This is a genomic window from Streptomyces sp. NBC_00207, assembly GCF_045160965.1.
GTDB lineage: Bacteria > Actinomycetota > Actinomycetes > Streptomycetales > Streptomycetaceae > Streptomyces.
Map to the genome: position 1 here is coordinate 8,602,864 of NZ_CP130715.1, position 14,674 is coordinate 8,617,537.

Genomic DNA, 14,674 nt, shown 5'->3' on the forward strand with positions numbered 1-14,674 from the left:
GGTAACCCGGCCCACGGGTGCGGGAGTTGGGACCGCGAGCGCATTGGCGGGATCCGCTCGGTGTCCCCGCGGGGCGGACCCGGGGGACTCGGGCGGCGCCGGAAGGGGGTCGTGGCCGGCCCGGGTTTTGGCGGTAGCGGTCAGTCTGCGCTGAGCTGGTTCCGAACGCGGCCGGAGGCGCGCAGTTCCTGTAGGTCGGTGATGTGGCTGTAGAGGGTGCCGGGGCTGACGCCGAGGAGCTCGGCGATCGAGGCGATCGAGTTCTCGGGGTGGGGGAGCAGGTCGCGGGCGGCGCGGATGATCTCGGGGGCGGAGACGGCGGGTCGGCCGTCGACACGGCGGCGGACGCGTGCGGCGTCCAGGCCTTCGCGGGTGCCGGAGACGATGAGCTCGCGGAGGAACTCGGCGAGGGCGGCGAAGGCGTGGAAGGCGAGACGGCCGCCGCGGGTGGTGGTGTCCAGGCGTTCGTGCAGGGAGCAGAAGCCGATCTCGTGGCGGCGGAGTTCGCCGACCATGTTGACCAGGTCCTTGAGGGACCGGCCGTAGCGGTCGAGCGCTGGGACGAGGCGGCATGCACATGGCGGTGGCGGGTGAGGGGGTGCTGGCCTTTCATCGCGCTGGTGGTTGTCTGAAATTGGTCCTGCAGCGGTCGTCATGGCGAGGGGTGAGAGCCCCCGGTCAGTAGGCCAGTGCGGTCATGTGGTCGGGGTGGTCGGCGGCGACGTCGTGGGCGGCTTGGACGAAGGCGGCGACGGCTGCGGATCGCGAGGTCTCCGGCCAGGCGACCATGACCGCACTGGGGCTGAGGCCGGTGACCGGCCGGTAGGCGATGTCCGGGCGCTGGTGCCGCTCGGTGGTGGAGAGTGCCAGGAACGCCACCGCCTGCCCCAGCGCGACCACCTCCAGGAGTTGCTCGACGCTGGCCACGAGCGGCCCCTCAGGAGTGTCGGCCGGCGCCAAGCCTGTGTCGGCATCGCCATCGTCATCACCTGCTTCGGCGCCGTCGTATCCGGTGTAGTAGGCGGTGGTGGAGGGGGCGGCCCCCTTCCAGCGCGGGATCGGTTCGCCCTTGAGGTCGGTCAGCCGCAGTCGCCGGCGTCCGGCCAGGCGGTGCGCGGCGGGGAGGACGGCCAGTCGCGGCTCGACCACGAGCGTCTGGGAATCCAGCCCTTGTCCGTCGAACGGGCTGCGCAGCAGCGCTACATCGGCACGGCCGTCCCGCAGCATGGCGATCGGCTCTCCGCTGCCGCCGACGACGACTTCCGGCGGCGGCAGATGCGAACCCGTACCCCGGTAGGCGGCGAGGATGTCCCGCAGCAGCCCGGCATCGCCTCCCGGTTTGACCGCCACGACGAGCTGGGGTGTCGGCTGACCGGCCCGGCGTGCACGCCGGGCCGCCGCGTGCACCGCGTCGACCGCGATCCGGGCCTGGTCGAGCAGCACCTGACCGGCGTTGGTCAGCCTCACCTGCCGGGTGGTGCGCTCCAGCAGCCGTACCCCGAGCCGGGACTCCATCTGAGCGATCGCCTTCGACAGCGGGGGCTGCGCCATCCCCAGGCGTTGCGCGGCCCGGCTGAAGTTCAGTTCCTCGGCGACCGCGATGAAGTACCTCAGCTCCCGCACCTCTAGCTCACTCATATCTGTGGACTATAGATCCAGAGTCTTCTGGTCTTTCCCTGCAGCCCGTGGGCGAGGGGAGGCTGGGTGCCATGACCACTTCGCAGAAGACTGCTTTGATCACCGGCGCGAACAAGGGCATCGGCAAGGAAACGGCGCGCAGGCTCGCAGCCCTCGGCATCACCGTGCTGATCGGCGCCCGCAACGCCGAGCGTGGCGAGGCGGCGGCCGAGGAGCTTCGCGCGGGCGGCGCCGACGTACGGTTCGTTCCGCTGGACGTCACCGACGAGACCTCGGTCCAGGCCGCCGCCAAGCACATCGACGCCACGTTCGGCCGCCTCGACATCCTCGTCAACAACGCTGCGATCGCCGCCGGACCGCAAAAGCCGAGTGAAACCCCCGCCGCCACCGTCCGGCAGGTCTACGAGACCAACGTGTTCGGCGTCATCGCGGTGACCCACGCCATGCTCCCCCTGCTCCGCCTCTCCGCTGCCGCACGCATCGTCAACATGTCCAGCGAACTCGGCTCCCTCACCCACCAGGCCGACCCGGACAGCCCGTGGACCGCCTACTACTCGATCCTCCTCCCTTACTGCACCTCGAAGAGCGCGCTGAACGCGATCACCGTGCTCTACGCCAATGAACTGCGCGCCGAAGGGATCCTGGTCAACGCGGTGAGTCCCGGCTACTGCGCGACCGATCTCAACCGCCACGCCGGGATACGCACGGCGGAGGAGGGCGCGGCCGTCGCCGTTGACCTGGCGACGGCGGGCGAGGACGGCCCGACGGGCGCCTTTCTGGCCGAGGACGGGCCGATTCCCTGGTGAAACCATGCCGCGCCGTCCCCGCCCGAAGCCTGCCGGGGTGTCTTCAAGCCCCGCCGTGACGATCACTGGCACTTGTGCTCGTGGACGACGAGGGTGACGGCGACGCCGGTGGAACGGATCTCCCCGGCGAGCTTGACGGCGGCCTCCAACTCGGGGCGCCGGGCGGCGAGGGTGGAGAACTTCTCCGAGACTGCCGGGCGGTCGAGGCGCGGGTGTACCCGAGGCGGACGTGCCCGGCCGGGCTGGGGCAGCTCGGCCCACGCGGACCCCGGCTTGCGTACGGCGGGGGTCGGCACGCTGAGCGTCTTGGCGCGTCGGGGGACGAGGCGGCGCCCGCACCGTCCCCCACTGCACCGCCCAGCCCAACCGGGTCGCTGCTCGGGGAACGGGCCGGGCGCTGCTGCTGCCGTGGACCGCGACGATGAGGGCCTCGGGTCGGCAGGCCATCCGCAGCAGCCATCCGCCGTCCGTGTGGCGGACGGCGTTGCCCAGCAGCTCGCTGACCACGAGCAGGACGTCGTTCACATCGGCCCACGGGCACCTGGCCTGGGGGAAGCGCGCGGCGGCGCCGCGCCAGGGCGGTGTCCGCACGGGATGAGTCGAGGACCGGCATGAGGAGCGGCTCCTGCCCGGGAGGGAATGGCTGGCAGCCCCCGGGCCGATGGGCAGCCGGGCTGTGCCCGCGCTCAAAGCCGCCGCCGCGGCGTGCGAGGCTGTGTCCCGGCACAGGGAGGAGACCACACACCATGCACACGCCGAGCCGACCCGAAGACCTCGACCACCCCGAGCTGTTGTGGGCGAGGGCGGTGACCATGGCCATGGTCGACGCCGCCTGCTCGACCAGCACCGAATTCTCCCTGGACGACGAAGGCCTGTGGTGCCACTCCACCGGCGCGGGCGGCTGGTGGCGGCTGACCGTGCTCGACGGGGAACGCGCCGTGTTCTGCGGCCAGGACCCCGACGGCAGCCACACCCACGCCGCCGGCGAGCAGATCGACTTCCTGGCGGGCGGCCCCGCGTGGCTGCCCTGGGAGCTCCTGCGGGACGACGCCGCCGGGAACCTCTTCGGCTTCGTCTACTGGTGGGAGGGCGGCGCCTGGCACCGGATCCCGTACCCGGACGAGCTGAGGGAGGACGGGCTGGACGGGGCCGCCCCCTGGGTCGGCTCGCACGAGGAGTTCCTCGCGCTCACCGTGGCCGCGTACGACGCCCCGTACGACCGGGCACGCAGCCTGGGCGAGGCCGTCGCCCGGTTCGCGGCGCTGGCGCACGAGCGCAAGGCCGATGCGGACGACGTGAGGGCCCTGCTGGCGCCGGGCCACACCGAGGGCCGCCCCGCGCCACGGCCGGAGGTGGCGCTCGACCTCGCCACCCGCGCGGGCATCCTCGCGTAGCACGCGACGGGCCCGCCGCACGTCATGTGCAGCGGGCCCGTGGGGCGTTGGGCGGCGGCCGCTGGGGCGCGACCACGCGAGCGCGAGACCACCTGAGCGCGACCCTTAAGCGCGACTACTTGAGCGCGGCGAACGCCTTGGTGAAGGCCAGCGGCTGCTGCAGGATCGAACTGCAGGTGGCATCGGCGTAGTTGACGGCGCCCGCCGCGCACTGCTTGTCGCGCGTCGAGGACCACATGGCCAGCCGGCCGATCCCCTTCGACGCCGCGAACTGCACCAGCTGCGTCGCGTCCTCGACGGTGAAGATCTCGCTCGCGACGTCGTTCACGCCGATCATCGGCGTGACGGCCACCGCCTTCCAGGCCGCGGCGTCGGAGAGCCCGAGCACACCCTTGATCTGGGCCTGGGTGGCCGTCGCGGCCTGGATCGCGTACTGCCCCATGTCCCCGCTGTACGCCGGCCCGTAGTCCATCGCCATGATGTTGACGGCGTCCACCCGTACGCCGTTCTTCTTGGCGTCGGCCAGCAGCGCCACACCGGGCTGGGTCAGCCCCTCGGGCATCACGGGCAGGGTGAAGGCGACGTCCAGGCCGGGGTGGGACTTCTGCAGCCGGGCGATGGCCTGGGCACGGCGCGCGTTGGCCGCGGTGTCCGGCAGGGCCGCGCCCTCGATGTCGAAGTCGACCTTGGTGAGCTTGTACTGGTCGACGACCTTCCCGTACGCGGCGGCCAGTTCGTCCACGGTGGCGCAGTTCAGCGCCAGTTCATGCCCGGCGGCCCCGCCGAACGACACCCGCACGTCGCCGCCCTTGGCGCGCAGCGCCCCGATCTGGGCGGCGACCTTGTCGCTCGCGAGATCCGTGACACCGCCCCACAGGGGTGCGCAGCCGCCGCCGGAGGTGATGAAGGCGAGGTGGAACTCCTTCACGCCGGTCTTGGCCGCGGTGTCGACCAGGTCGTAGGCGGGGTAGAGGGAGGTGTCCACGTACGGGGCGAAGCGCGCGCCGCTGCCGCCGGGCGCGGGGGCCGGGGCGGTGGGAGTAGCCGTGGGCGAGGGCTCCGTGGTCTTGGTCGGGGCGGCGGAGGTGGCGGTCGCGGTCGGCGCCGCGGTGGCGGTCGCGGTGACGGTGGGACGGGCGGTGGGCCGCCCGCTCGGCTGGGTCGTCGCACCCTGATCGACGGAGCACTTCACCCCGTTGATCAGGCACCCGGTCGGATTGCCGGGGGAGTCAGACCCGCTGGTGACGAAGCCGACGGTGACGGAAGCCCCGGCCGCTAGCTGCCCGTTCCAGCTCGCGGGCTTCACGGTGACGCGCCGGCCGGAGACCGTGTGGGTGCCGTTCCACAGGGAGTCGATCTTCGTACCCGCCGGCAGGTCGAACTGGAGCGTCCAGTCCGACTGCGCCTGGCCGGTGTGGTTGGTGATGACGTACTGGCCGGTGTAACCACCGCTCCAGGAGCTGGACTTCGTGTACACGGCGCCGACGGAGGCCGCCTGGGCGGTTCCGGTGAAGGCGAAGGCCGCGCCTCCGATCACCGCCGCCGCCACGATCGCTCCCGTGACCTTGGCCTTGCCGCTCGTCCTGCGCCGGTGCCCGACTGTGCTGCCCATCGCGTGCCTGCCTCTGTGTTACTGGGGAGTTGGAGGATGCGGCAGCACGCTAGCCGCACCGAAACGGACATTCGTTCGTTTCGGTGCGCCCCCTGTGAGTCTTAGGTTCCGCTTAAGGAAGGGGTAAGGGAGGGCCAAGGAAGCGGCGTTGCGGAGCCCTTGCGCCCCGCCGTTCGACGGTGCTGCGTACGGTCGGGGCGTGGCAGCCAAGTGCGAGGAGGGGAAGCCGAGTTCGACGACGCCGGTGCGGTAAGATCACGTATGGCGCAATGGAAGTCAGCGCCTGTGCAGCACCGCGCGGAGGATCGGGTCTGCCGTGCCTTCGCCGCCGATTCGGCCGCGCGTGCGAGCACTGCTCTGCCGGGTGCGCCCGCTCTGAGGATCTCCAGAGCGCACTCTTCCGATGGCGCGCCACCGGTCGGCATCGATCCGCACTGCCCGTACGAGCCTCGCCGATCCGTCGTCGATCGGTGCGCAGGCTCCTTGCTGGAGACCATGTGAAAATCCTCCCCGAGATTTCTCGTACGCTGAGCGAATACCTCCTCATCCCGGGCCTGACCACCGAAGACTGCACGCCGGACAACGTGGATCTCGGGGCGCCGCTGGTGCGCCACCGGGTCGGCGAGGAGCCGGGAATCCGGGTCGCCACGCCCATGGTGAGCGCCATCATGCAGGCGGTGTCGTCACCGACGCTGGCGGTGGCACTTGCGCAGGTCGGCGGGTTGTCGTTCATCCACCAGAATCAGCAGATCGAGGACCAGGCCGCGGACGTGCTGGCGGTGAAGCGGCACAAGGCCGGCTTCCGGACCAGCGAGATCACCGTGGCGCCGCAGACGCCCCTCGGTGAGGTCGCCCGGCAGCTGTCCGAGGCCGAGCAGGGCGTGGCGGTGGTGACGCAGAGCGGGGACGCGGACGGCGAGTTCCTGGGGATCATCAGCCTCGACGACTTCCATCTGGAGCGGCACGGGGCTTCCGAGACCGCCGGCAACCGGATGCGGGGCCGCGCCGGCCTGGTCACCGCGTCGGCCTCGGTCTCCCTGACCGAGGCGAATGAACTGATCTGGCAGCACCATCTGGACGTTCTGCCGGTGCTCGAGGACGGCCGCGTCGTCTCCTTGGTCCTCAAGAAGGACTATCAGGCCCACAAGACGTATCACCGCGCGACGGTGGACAGCGACAAGCGTCTGCGCGTGGGGGCCGGTATCAATTCCCGTGACTTCAAGGACCGCATTCCCGCCCTGATGGAGGCCGGCGCGGACGTGCTGTGTCTGGACTCCTCCGACGGCTATTCCGTACACCAGGCGAGGACCCTCGAATTCGCCCGGGAGGCGTACGGGGATGAAGTTTTCGTCGGCGCGGGGAACGTCGTCGACGGCAGGGCCTTCCGCTACCTGGCCGATGCGGGCGCGGCGTTCGTGAAGGTCGGGATCGGCGGCGGGGCCATCTGCACCACCCGGGCGCAGAAGGGCATCGGCCGCGGGCAGGCCTCCGCGCTGCTCGATGTGGTCCAGGCGCGCGACGCCTACGCCCAGGAGACCGGTGTGTACGTGCCGCTGTGCTGCGACGGCGGCTTGCTCAACGACTCGCACATGGCGATGGCGCTGGCGATGGGGGCGGACTTCATCATGCTCGGCCGCTACTTCGCCCGGCTCGACGAGAGCCCGTCGCGGAAGCTGCAGATCGGCAGCCAGTGGTACAAGGAGTACTGGGGTGAGGGCTCGCGGCGCGCGCAGAACGCAGCCCGGTACGGCCAGCGCGGCCGGATGGTCTTCGAAGAGGGTGTCGACGGCTACGTGCCCTACGCCGGCAGCCTGTACGACAACGTGGAGCGGACCCGGGCGAAGCTCACCTCGACGATGATCAGCTGCGGGTCGACCAACCTGCAGGACTTCCACCGCGATGCGCTGCTCGTACCGGTGTCCGCAGAGTCGTTCAAGCAGACAGGTGCCGAGGTACAGCTGCGCCAGCCCACCATCGACTCCGGAGAGTGATCCGACCGCACCAGGGAGCGGGTTTGCAGGGGTAAGGAGGGGCTGAGGAACCTATACTCCCCCTGCCCGGCCGACAGGCTGCACAGGGGAGCGCGGGGGAAGCATGGCGGAGTACGTGGAGATGTCGCTGGGCATGGGCGTCCTGGCCGTGGTCGGACCGGCGTTGGCGGTGCGGCTGGTGTCGCTGCCGCTGCTGGTGCGGGCCCAGCGCGGGGTGCGTGAGCGGGTGTCGGCGACCGGGGGAGCGGCCGTGGTCCGGCCGGAGGTCTCGGCGGCGGCTCTCGGGGAGCTGGCGCTGGCGTTCGTCGGGGGCATCGGCCTGCTGCTTTGGATGACCTCCGACGTCATCCCCGGCTTCGACCTGCTGTTGGAGTCGATCGCCACCGGGCACGCGCTCGCGTTGGCCATCGAGTTCGGCATCCCCCTCGCCACGGCGCGGCTCTGGTTCCTCGGCGCCGCGATCCCGGTTCTGCTGGTCTGGCTGGTGCTGTGGGTCCTGACGCAGCGCAATCTGCTGGCCGCCGGCCCGTCCGCGCGGGTCTGGGCCTCGCCCGCGGTGCGATTCCGGCTGGCCGCCCTGTTCGCCCTCCGGCTCGTCCTCGGCGTGTTCCTGCCGGCCGGACTGGTCCTGGCGGCCCTGTTATGCGAGATCGTCGCCCTGGTGGCCAGCGGGAGGGGCCGGCCCGTCGGCGGGGGCGCCACAGCGGTTCCGCCCCCGGACGCGCAGCCGGTCCCGCACGCGCAGCCCGCCCCGGACGCGCGGACGGCCGCGGCCGCGCAGGCCGTCCACGCCCGGCCCGGCCACCTGCCGCCCGTCCCGTCCGCTCCGCCCGCGCAGCCGGCCGCGTACGTGCCGACGCAGGCCGACCGGGGCGTCGGCGCTGCCGGCAGCGTCGACGCCGGGGCCGCGCCGCAGATCGCGTACCAGGAACTGCATCCGAACGAGCCGCGGGCGATCGGCGGGTACCGGCTGCTCGGCCGGATCGGGGCCGGTGGGATGGGCACGGTGTACCTCGCCCGTCGCGAGGGGGCGGTGACCCAGGTGGCCCTGAAGACCATCCACCCCGAACTCCTCGACCACGCCGAGCTGTTGCAGCGATTCGAGCGCGAGGCGGAGGTGCTGGCCATGGTGTCGGGCGCCTACACGGCCAGGGTGCTCGACTCCGGAGTGGACTCCGGACGGCCGTACCTGGCCATGGAGTTGCTGGACGGGCGGCCGCTCGACGTGCACCTGCGGGAGCAGGGGCCGATCCGCTCGCCCGAGGCGCTGAAGGCCCTGGCGCTCGCGCTGGCCGTGGCCCTGTCCGGCGTGCACCGGCTCGGCCTGGTCCACCGGGACCTCAAGCCCGCCAACATCATGCTCACCACCGCCGGTCCGCGCCTGCTCGACTTCGGCATCGCGGCGATCGTCGACGGCACCCGGCTCACCCGGACCGGCGGCGGCCCGGGCACCCTGACGTACATGGCGCCGGAGCAGTTCGGCGACGAGCGCGTGGGCACGGCCGCCGACGTCTGGGCCTGGGCCTGCTGCGTGGTGTGCGCGGCGCACGGCACCAGCCCGTTCTCCGCGACCAGTACGGGCGCCGTGATCCGCCGGATCGTGGACACCGGACCCGAGCCCGCCGCGCTCGCGGCCGTGCAGGCGCTCGACCCGGCCCTCGCGGCGGCCGTCACGAGGGCGCTGACCGCCGACCCGGCGGCGCGCCCCGCCGACGGCGCGGCCCTCGTGGAGCTGCTGACGGCCGACCGGGCACCGGAGCGGCCGGCGCCCGACGCGCAAGCCGTCCGCGAGCAGATCACCCAGGGCTGGCGCACGCTGGCGCTCTGATGCGGGGAAGCGCTGTCGGGCCGGCCCCGGCCCCGGCCGGAGCTCAGCCGTGGGAGGTGTCGATCACGCAGAAGCGGTTGCCCTCGGGATCGGCCAGCACCACGAAATCGGGGTCCTCGGGATAGGAGTCCCAGTCCACGTGCCGGGCCCCCAGCGCCACCAGGCGCGCCACCTCCGCCTCCTGCTCCGCCGCGTCGGCCACGTACAGGTCGAGGTGGACGCGCGGGCGCTCCTGTACGGGCGTGACGCTGCGGCCCAGCGCCAGGCCGGGCCCGCCGCCGTCCGCGGGGACGAGGACGGTCCAGCCCTCGTCCACCTCGCCGTCGCGCGGGACGTAGCCCAGCGCCCGGCTCCAGAATTCCGCGGCCCGCCGCACGTCCGCGGCGCCCATGACGATCGTTCCGATGGTCAGCATGATCCGATTCTGGCAAACCCCGGAACCGGGTCTAGACGAGCCGTTCGATCGCCACCATCGCGGCGTCGTCGCCGAGGGTGTTGCCGGTCGCGTGGGCGAGCAGGTCCCGGCACAGGTGGTCCAGCAGGGCCTGGGGGTGCATGCCGGAGCAGGCGGCCACGCGCTCCGCGAGGGGGTAGAAGGTCCCGTCCCGGTCACGCGCCTCCAGGACGCCGTCCGTGTAGAGGAGCAGGACGTCACCCGCCGCGAAGGCGAAGGTCTGCGCCGCGACGGGCGCGGCCACGAGCCCGGCGAGCCCCAGGGGCGGCCCGGGGCGGGGCACCTCCAGGCGTACGACCCCGCCGGCGCGGCGCAGGACCAGCGGCGGCGGATGGCCGCAGCTGACCAGGTGCAGCACCGGGTCCTCGTCGGGGACCTCCAGGACGGCCGCGGTCACGAAGCTCTCGCCTCCGTCGCCCGGGACGCCGGCGGATCCCTCGTCCTCCGAGCCGTCCAGGTCCGGGGAGACCGCAGCCTCCAGGTAGTCCACCAGGCCCGGCAGCTCGGCCTCCTGGTGGGCGGCCGCACGGAAGGCGCCCAGGACGAGGGCGGCGTCCCCGACGGCCTCCAGCCCCTTGCCGCGGACGTCGCCGATGATCAGCCGCGTCGCCGTGGCCGTACGGGCGGCCGCGTACAGGTCGCCGCCGATCCGGGCCTCGGCCGCCGCCGCGAGGTACACGGAGGCCACGCCCAGCGGCCCCATCCGGTCGCGCAGCGGCCGCAGGACCACCTGCTGGGCGGTCTCCGCCACCGAGCGCAGCTGGACCATCTCCTTCTCGTGCACCTCGCGCAGGTGGGCGAAGAAGGTCACGAACCCCGAGATCATGACCAGCGCGATGATCTGGAAGGTGTGGTTCAGATCGGTCAGGCTGGTGCGCGTCGCCGCGACCACCACCTGGGCCAGCACGGCGACCAGGCCCACGAAGCCCGTCATCCGGGGCCCCGCGAACGAGGCCGTCACCGCGGGTGCGGCGACGAGGAACGGCCCGAGGTGGACGTCCGGCGGAGCGAGGACGTCGACCAGCGTCACGAGGGCGATCAGCGCGAACGGGACCGCCAGCTGCAGGTGGCTCACCTGCCGGGCTCGGTGGTGAATCGGGTGGGACAGCCGGAGATCCATCCCACCTGCATACACCGCGAGGCGACCCCGGTCCCCGAAGCCAGGCCGTCGGGGACCCCGGGGCCTGTCGTTCGGATCAGGCCGTCCTACGGCCGGCGGCGGGGCTTCCCGCTCTTGCCGCCCTTGCCCGCCTTGGCGCCGCCGGACGCGCCACGGGGGTTCTTGCCCGTCGGCTTCCCGGAGGCGGTCTTCCGCTGGGCGCCGGAGCCGGAGCCCGCTTCGGGGCGCTTGCGCTTCGCCTTCGGCTGCGGCGGCGTCGGGGGGCGCCCCCGCGTGCTGTTCACGGTCCGGCCGCGGACGATCCCGATGAACTCCTCCACCAGATCGGTGGTCTCCTCCTGCGGCCACGACAGCGCGACCCGCGACTCGGGCGCGTCCGAGACCGGCCGGTAGGTGAGGTCCTTGCGGTGGTGCAGACGGGCCAGCGACTGCGGGACGACCAGTACGCCCACCCCGGCCGCCACCAGCTCGATCGCGTCCGCCGTCGTCGCGGGGCGCTCGATCGCGGGCCGTCCCGGCAGCTGCTCCCACACGAGGGTGTCGTCGAGGGGGTGCAGCACGATCTCGTCGGCCAGATCCCCGGTGGACACCTCTTCGGCCGTCGCCACCAGGTGGTCCTTGGGGACGACCACCACCGTGGTCTCGGTGTAGAGCGGGATCGCGCTGAGGTCCGTACGGTCGACCGGCAGCCGGACGAATCCCGCGTCGGCGCCGCCGCCCCGCAGCACGCCGAACGCCTCGCCGGGGGACACCGCGACAAGGGTCAGCGGGACGTCGGGCAGCCGCTCGTTCCAGATCCGCACCCACTTGCTGGGTGTCACCCCGGGGACATAAGCGAGCCGGAACGAATGGGGTACTTCCGAGCCTGTCACCCCGCCAGGTTACCGGTCGTGGTCGGAGGTAGCGCACACGCTCGATACTCTTGACACCATGACGTCGCACCAGAACACCCAGACGATGAAGCCCGCGACCGCGGCGAAGAAGCTGGGCGTGTACCTCGAGGCCACCCCCGCCGAGTTCCAGGAGGGTGTCGTCTCGCGCAGCGAATTGAGTGCGCTCCAGGCCGATCCGCCCCAGTGGCTGAAGGAGCTGCGCGCCAACGGTCCGCACCCCCGACCGGTGGTGGCGGCCAAGCTCGGCGTGTCCATCGCCGGCCTCGCCCGCGGCGGGGTCACCGAGCCCCTCACCACGGAGCAGATCGAAGCGCTGAAGCAGGAAGCCCCCGAGTGGCTCCAGCGCGAGCGCGCCACCCAGGCCGAGGTCCGCAAGGAAACGGTCCGCATCAAGGAGAAGAACGCGGAGCGCGCCGAGAAGGCCCGCGAGCAGCACTCCTGACCCGCGGCTCCGGTTTCCGTCAGGCCTGGCCTCCCCCGGGGAGGCCAGGCCTGACGCCTTTCTTCCGTTCAGGCTCTCTTCCGTTCAGGCGCAGTCGAAGCGATCCCTGTACGGGCGGCCCGGGCAGGTCCGGCACTCGAAGAGGCAGACCCCGCCCAGGTCTCCCAGCACCAGGCCGGGACCCTCGTACGCGACACCCTGATCCTCGACGGGAGTCCAGGTCAGCCGGGACGCGGCGTCCGCCTCGGTGCTCGCCACGGTCAGCAGGTGATCCATCGGCTTCCCGCACCCCGAACAGTCAGGCCATTGCGGGTCCTGGCTCCAGCCGGGATATCCGCCCAGCTTGGTCCCCGGAGCGGTGGACAAGTGGTACTGGTAGTCCCACCCCGTCTCGGCCTCCACCTGTTCGAAACGCGGCTCCAGCGCGTCCCAGAGCCCGTAGGGGAGGTCCCAGCTCGGGTACTCCGTGACCAGCTCCGGATGGACGACGCACGGCTTCGGCACATGTCCGTACGGGTTCCCGACCGGCAGCGGCGGTGTCCCGCGGATCCTCCCGACCGCCTCCGCGTCCCGCCAGTGCACCTCGGGAACGACCCATCGGCCGTCGTGGTCCCGCGGGCACCACAGCACCTGGAGCAGGTCGCATCCAGGGGGAAACGGCACGATCCCCCGCGCGTCGGCGGCGTGGAGCTGGACCACCGGCACCATCGGCGACCGGTGGTGCTCCGGACACACGGGCCAGGCCTCGTGGTCGGGCCACGACAGCGGACCGCCCACCGAACTGTCCCGCGGTGTCGGGCTGCCCGCGCGGGGGTGCAGCCGCAGCGTCTGCCTCCGCAGCGGGGCGACCTCAGGGAAGAGCCCCTCGACGTCCACGGGGCGGGGAGGAGTACGGCGGGTCACGGGGCCCCGCCCGCCGTCAGCGTGTGCAGGGCCCTGGTGAGGCGGGCCCGCCTGTTCTCCGGGGTGAGGGCCTGGAGCAGGGGCAGGATCAGCTGGTAGCGCCCGGTCCTGTCGAGCGCCTCGAACGCCTTCCGGGCCCCGGGGTGCGCGTCGAGGGCCGCGTCGAGATCCGGCGGTACCGCCGCCGTCTTCTGCGACTCGTAGGCGCTCGCCCACCGTCCGTCCGCCTGCGCCCTGCGCACCTCGGCGAGCCCGGGTTCGCGCATCCGCCCCGCGGCCGTCAGCGCCGCCACTTTGTCCACGTTCACCTGCGACCACAGGCTCTTGGGTCGGCGCGGCACGTACTTCTGCAGGTAGTACAGCTCGTCGAGGGCGCGCCGCTGGCCGGAGATCCAGCCGTAGCACAGCCCGATGTCGACCAACTCGTCGTCGGTGACCGACGGGATGCCGGACTTCTTCTTGGCCACCTTGATCCACACGCCCTCGTGGCGCGTGTGGTGCTCGGCGAGCCACCCCTCGAACGCCGCGGCGTCCGCGAAGCCGACGATCTCCACCCCGCCCATTTCCTCCATGCGCTCAGGCTAACTCCCGGCCCGGCCCGTGACCGTCCTCACCGGGGCGACCGTACCCCCGGGCGCCGGCCGCGAGCTCGTGCAGCACCTCCTCCAACGAGGGCTTGCGGGTGTCGAGTTCGAGAACCACGATCCCGTGCTCGGTGGCGAGCGCGCCGACGCGCTCCGCCGTCATGCCGGCCACGGCGAGCCGCCCGGGCCCCGACAGGCCGGCCCGGACGACCGTGGCGCCCTCGGCCGCCAGCACGGCGGCCAGCTCGGCGCCGCACGCCGTGCCCACCACGACCCAGGCCGCGGCGCCCCGCGCGGCGAACTCGTCCGCGGACTGCGCCGCGACCACCCGGCCCCGCCCGAGGACGACGATCCGGTCGGCGGTGTCCGCCGCCTCCGCCGCATGCTCGCCGGTGATCGCGACCGTACGGCCCTGCGCGGCCAGGGTGTGAAGGAGCCGGCGGGCCCACCGCACCCCCTCGGCGTCCAGCCCGGCCAGTGGCTCGTCCAGGAGCAGCACGGGCGGATCCCCGAGCAGGGCGGCGGCGATCCGCAGCCGCTGCCGCATCGCGGGGGAGTACGTTGCCACGCGCCGCCGCGGCTCCTGCGCCAGGCCCGTCTCCGCGAGGACTTCGGCCACCCGGCCGGACCCGATGCCGTGGGCGCGGGCCAGCGCCCGCAGGAAGGCCCTCGCGGTGCGCCGGCCGGGCAGCGCGGCCGCCTCGGGCAGGGCCCCGACCTGGTGCGGGCTGCGCGGGCGGCCGCGCAGCGGGACGCCGCCCACGGCGACCGTGCCCGCGGTGGGGGAGTCCAGCCCCAGCATCAGACGCAGCGCGCTGGTCTTGCCGGCCCCGGCGGGGCCGAGGACCGCCGTGACCGTCCCCGGCACGGCCGTGAGGGACAGCCGGTCGACGGCGGCGCGGCCGCCGTGCATCTTGGTGAGTTCCTTGACCTCGATCACGCGGCCACCCTGCCGGGAGATCCGGCCCGAGGACATCGGGCCGCCGGCGGCAAGCGCGGAGGGAGCCAC

At 72.7% G+C, this 14,674-nt stretch carries 15 protein-coding genes; 5 read left to right on the plus strand and 10 right to left on the minus strand.

Annotated features, from left to right (window positions below; genetic code table 11):
- Positions 1-140: 140 nt before the first annotated feature.
- Together OG472_RS39690 and OG472_RS39695 are read right to left on the minus strand one after the other, a co-directional pair.
- On the minus strand, positions 141-656 hold the full coding sequence (locus OG472_RS39690; protein ID WP_405942837.1) for a recombinase family protein: 516 nt from the start codon (positions 654-656) through the stop codon (positions 141-143).
- Positions 657-678: 22 nt separating this feature from the next.
- Positions 679-1,638 (minus strand): LysR family transcriptional regulator, encoded by a 960-nt coding sequence (locus tag OG472_RS39695; protein WP_405942838.1) that lies wholly within the window; start codon positions 1,636-1,638, stop codon positions 679-681.
- Positions 1,639-1,709: 71 nt separating this feature from the next.
- Between OG472_RS39695 and OG472_RS39700 the strand changes: the two genes are divergently transcribed.
- The gene (locus OG472_RS39700; protein WP_405942839.1) at positions 1,710-2,444 is read left to right on the plus strand and encodes an SDR family oxidoreductase; all 735 of its coding nucleotides are present in this window, start codon (positions 1,710-1,712) and stop codon (positions 2,442-2,444) included.
- Positions 2,445-2,506: 62 nt separating this feature from the next.
- Here OG472_RS39700 and OG472_RS39705 read toward each other — a convergent pair whose 3' ends face one another.
- Complete coding sequence (locus OG472_RS39705; RefSeq protein ID WP_405942840.1) at positions 2,507-2,740, minus strand: hypothetical protein; 234 nt, start codon at positions 2,738-2,740, stop codon at positions 2,507-2,509.
- 450 nt (positions 2,741-3,190) lie between these two features.
- On the opposite strand from OG472_RS39705, the gene OG472_RS39710 reads away from it, so the two are divergent.
- Positions 3,191-3,838, plus strand: a complete 648-nt coding sequence (locus tag OG472_RS39710; RefSeq protein ID WP_401610664.1) for a hypothetical protein — start codon at positions 3,191-3,193, stop codon at positions 3,836-3,838.
- A gap of 115 nt (positions 3,839-3,953) precedes the next feature.
- On the opposite strand, the gene OG472_RS39715 is transcribed toward OG472_RS39710, so the two are convergent.
- A complete protein-coding gene (locus OG472_RS39715) occupies positions 3,954-5,450 on the minus strand; it encodes a cellulose binding domain-containing protein (RefSeq protein WP_401610665.1) in 1,497 nt (498 codons plus the stop codon).
- Between the two features lie 497 nt (positions 5,451-5,947).
- Between OG472_RS39715 and OG472_RS39720 the strand changes: the two genes are divergently transcribed.
- Positions 5,948-7,441: an IMP dehydrogenase gene (locus OG472_RS39720; RefSeq protein ID WP_405834032.1), complete on the plus strand. Its 1,494-nt coding sequence runs from the start codon at positions 5,948-5,950 to the stop codon at positions 7,439-7,441.
- A gap of 103 nt (positions 7,442-7,544) precedes the next feature.
- Positions 7,545-9,269, plus strand: a complete 1,725-nt coding sequence (locus OG472_RS39725; RefSeq protein WP_401610668.1) for a serine/threonine-protein kinase — start codon at positions 7,545-7,547, stop codon at positions 9,267-9,269.
- 43 nt (positions 9,270-9,312) lie between these two features.
- Here OG472_RS39725 and OG472_RS39730 read toward each other — a convergent pair whose 3' ends face one another.
- The 3 genes from OG472_RS39730 to OG472_RS39740 all read right to left on the minus strand — a co-directional run bounded on the left by OG472_RS39730 (position 9,313) and on the right by OG472_RS39740 (position 11,715).
- The gene (locus OG472_RS39730) at positions 9,313-9,684 is read right to left on the minus strand and encodes a VOC family protein (RefSeq protein WP_401610669.1); all 372 of its coding nucleotides are present in this window, start codon (positions 9,682-9,684) and stop codon (positions 9,313-9,315) included.
- 31 nt (positions 9,685-9,715) lie between these two features.
- Entirely contained in the window at positions 9,716-10,843 is a 1,128-nt protein-coding gene (locus tag OG472_RS39735) for a PP2C family protein-serine/threonine phosphatase (protein WP_405834035.1), read from the minus strand.
- A gap of 86 nt (positions 10,844-10,929) precedes the next feature.
- Entirely contained in the window at positions 10,930-11,715 is a 786-nt protein-coding gene (locus OG472_RS39740; protein ID WP_405834037.1) for a LysR substrate-binding domain-containing protein, read from the minus strand.
- A gap of 58 nt (positions 11,716-11,773) precedes the next feature.
- On the opposite strand from OG472_RS39740, the gene OG472_RS39745 reads away from it, so the two are divergent.
- Positions 11,774-12,178 carry a DUF5997 family protein gene (locus OG472_RS39745; protein ID WP_383578064.1) on the plus strand — a complete coding sequence of 135 codons (405 nt, stop codon included), beginning with the start codon at positions 11,774-11,776 and terminating at the stop codon, positions 12,176-12,178.
- An 84-nt stretch (positions 12,179-12,262) separates the two neighbouring features.
- On the opposite strand, the gene OG472_RS39750 is transcribed toward OG472_RS39745, so the two are convergent.
- Genes OG472_RS39750 through OG472_RS39760 form a run of 3 tightly spaced genes read right to left on the minus strand, consistent with a single transcriptional unit; the run spans position 12,263 to position 14,605 of the window.
- Positions 12,263-13,081: a DUF1963 domain-containing protein gene (locus OG472_RS39750; RefSeq protein WP_405942841.1), complete on the minus strand. Its 819-nt coding sequence runs from the start codon at positions 13,079-13,081 to the stop codon at positions 12,263-12,265.
- The gene (locus tag OG472_RS39755; RefSeq protein ID WP_405942842.1) at positions 13,078-13,653 is read right to left on the minus strand and encodes a YdeI family protein; all 576 of its coding nucleotides are present in this window, start codon (positions 13,651-13,653) and stop codon (positions 13,078-13,080) included. Before OG472_RS39755 ends, OG472_RS39750 begins: the two co-directional genes overlap by 4 nt.
- 4 nt (positions 13,654-13,657) lie before the next feature.
- Positions 13,658-14,605: an ABC transporter ATP-binding protein gene (locus OG472_RS39760; RefSeq protein WP_405942843.1), complete on the minus strand. Its 948-nt coding sequence runs from the start codon at positions 14,603-14,605 to the stop codon at positions 13,658-13,660.
- Positions 14,606-14,674 lie beyond the last annotated feature (69 nt).

What these genes read in the sequence shown, in the direction of transcription:
- OG472_RS39690 (WP_405942837.1), bottom strand. Translation starts at nt 656, where the DNA reads ATGACGACCGCTGCAGGACCAATTTCAGACAACCACCAGCGCGATGAA.
- OG472_RS39695 (WP_405942838.1), bottom strand. Translation starts at nt 1,638, where the DNA reads ATGAGTGAGCTAGAGGTGCGGGAGCTGAGGTACTTCATCGCGGTCGCC.
- OG472_RS39700 (WP_405942839.1), top strand. Translation starts at nt 1,710, where the DNA reads ATGACCACTTCGCAGAAGACTGCTTTGATCACCGGCGCGAACAAGGGC.
- OG472_RS39710 (WP_401610664.1), top strand. Translation starts at nt 3,191, where the DNA reads ATGCACACGCCGAGCCGACCCGAAGACCTCGACCACCCCGAGCTGTTG.
- OG472_RS39715 (WP_401610665.1), bottom strand. Translation starts at nt 5,450, where the DNA reads ATGGGCAGCACAGTCGGGCACCGGCGCAGGACGAGCGGCAAGGCCAAG.
- OG472_RS39725 (WP_401610668.1), top strand. Translation starts at nt 7,545, where the DNA reads ATGGCGGAGTACGTGGAGATGTCGCTGGGCATGGGCGTCCTGGCCGTG.
- OG472_RS39730 (WP_401610669.1), bottom strand. Translation starts at nt 9,684, where the DNA reads ATGCTGACCATCGGAACGATCGTCATGGGCGCCGCGGACGTGCGGCGG.
- OG472_RS39735 (WP_405834035.1), bottom strand. Translation starts at nt 10,843, where the DNA reads ATGGATCTCCGGCTGTCCCACCCGATTCACCACCGAGCCCGGCAGGTG.
- OG472_RS39745 (WP_383578064.1), top strand. Translation starts at nt 11,774, where the DNA reads ATGACGTCGCACCAGAACACCCAGACGATGAAGCCCGCGACCGCGGCG.
- OG472_RS39755 (WP_405942842.1), bottom strand. Translation starts at nt 13,653, where the DNA reads ATGGAGGAAATGGGCGGGGTGGAGATCGTCGGCTTCGCGGACGCCGCG.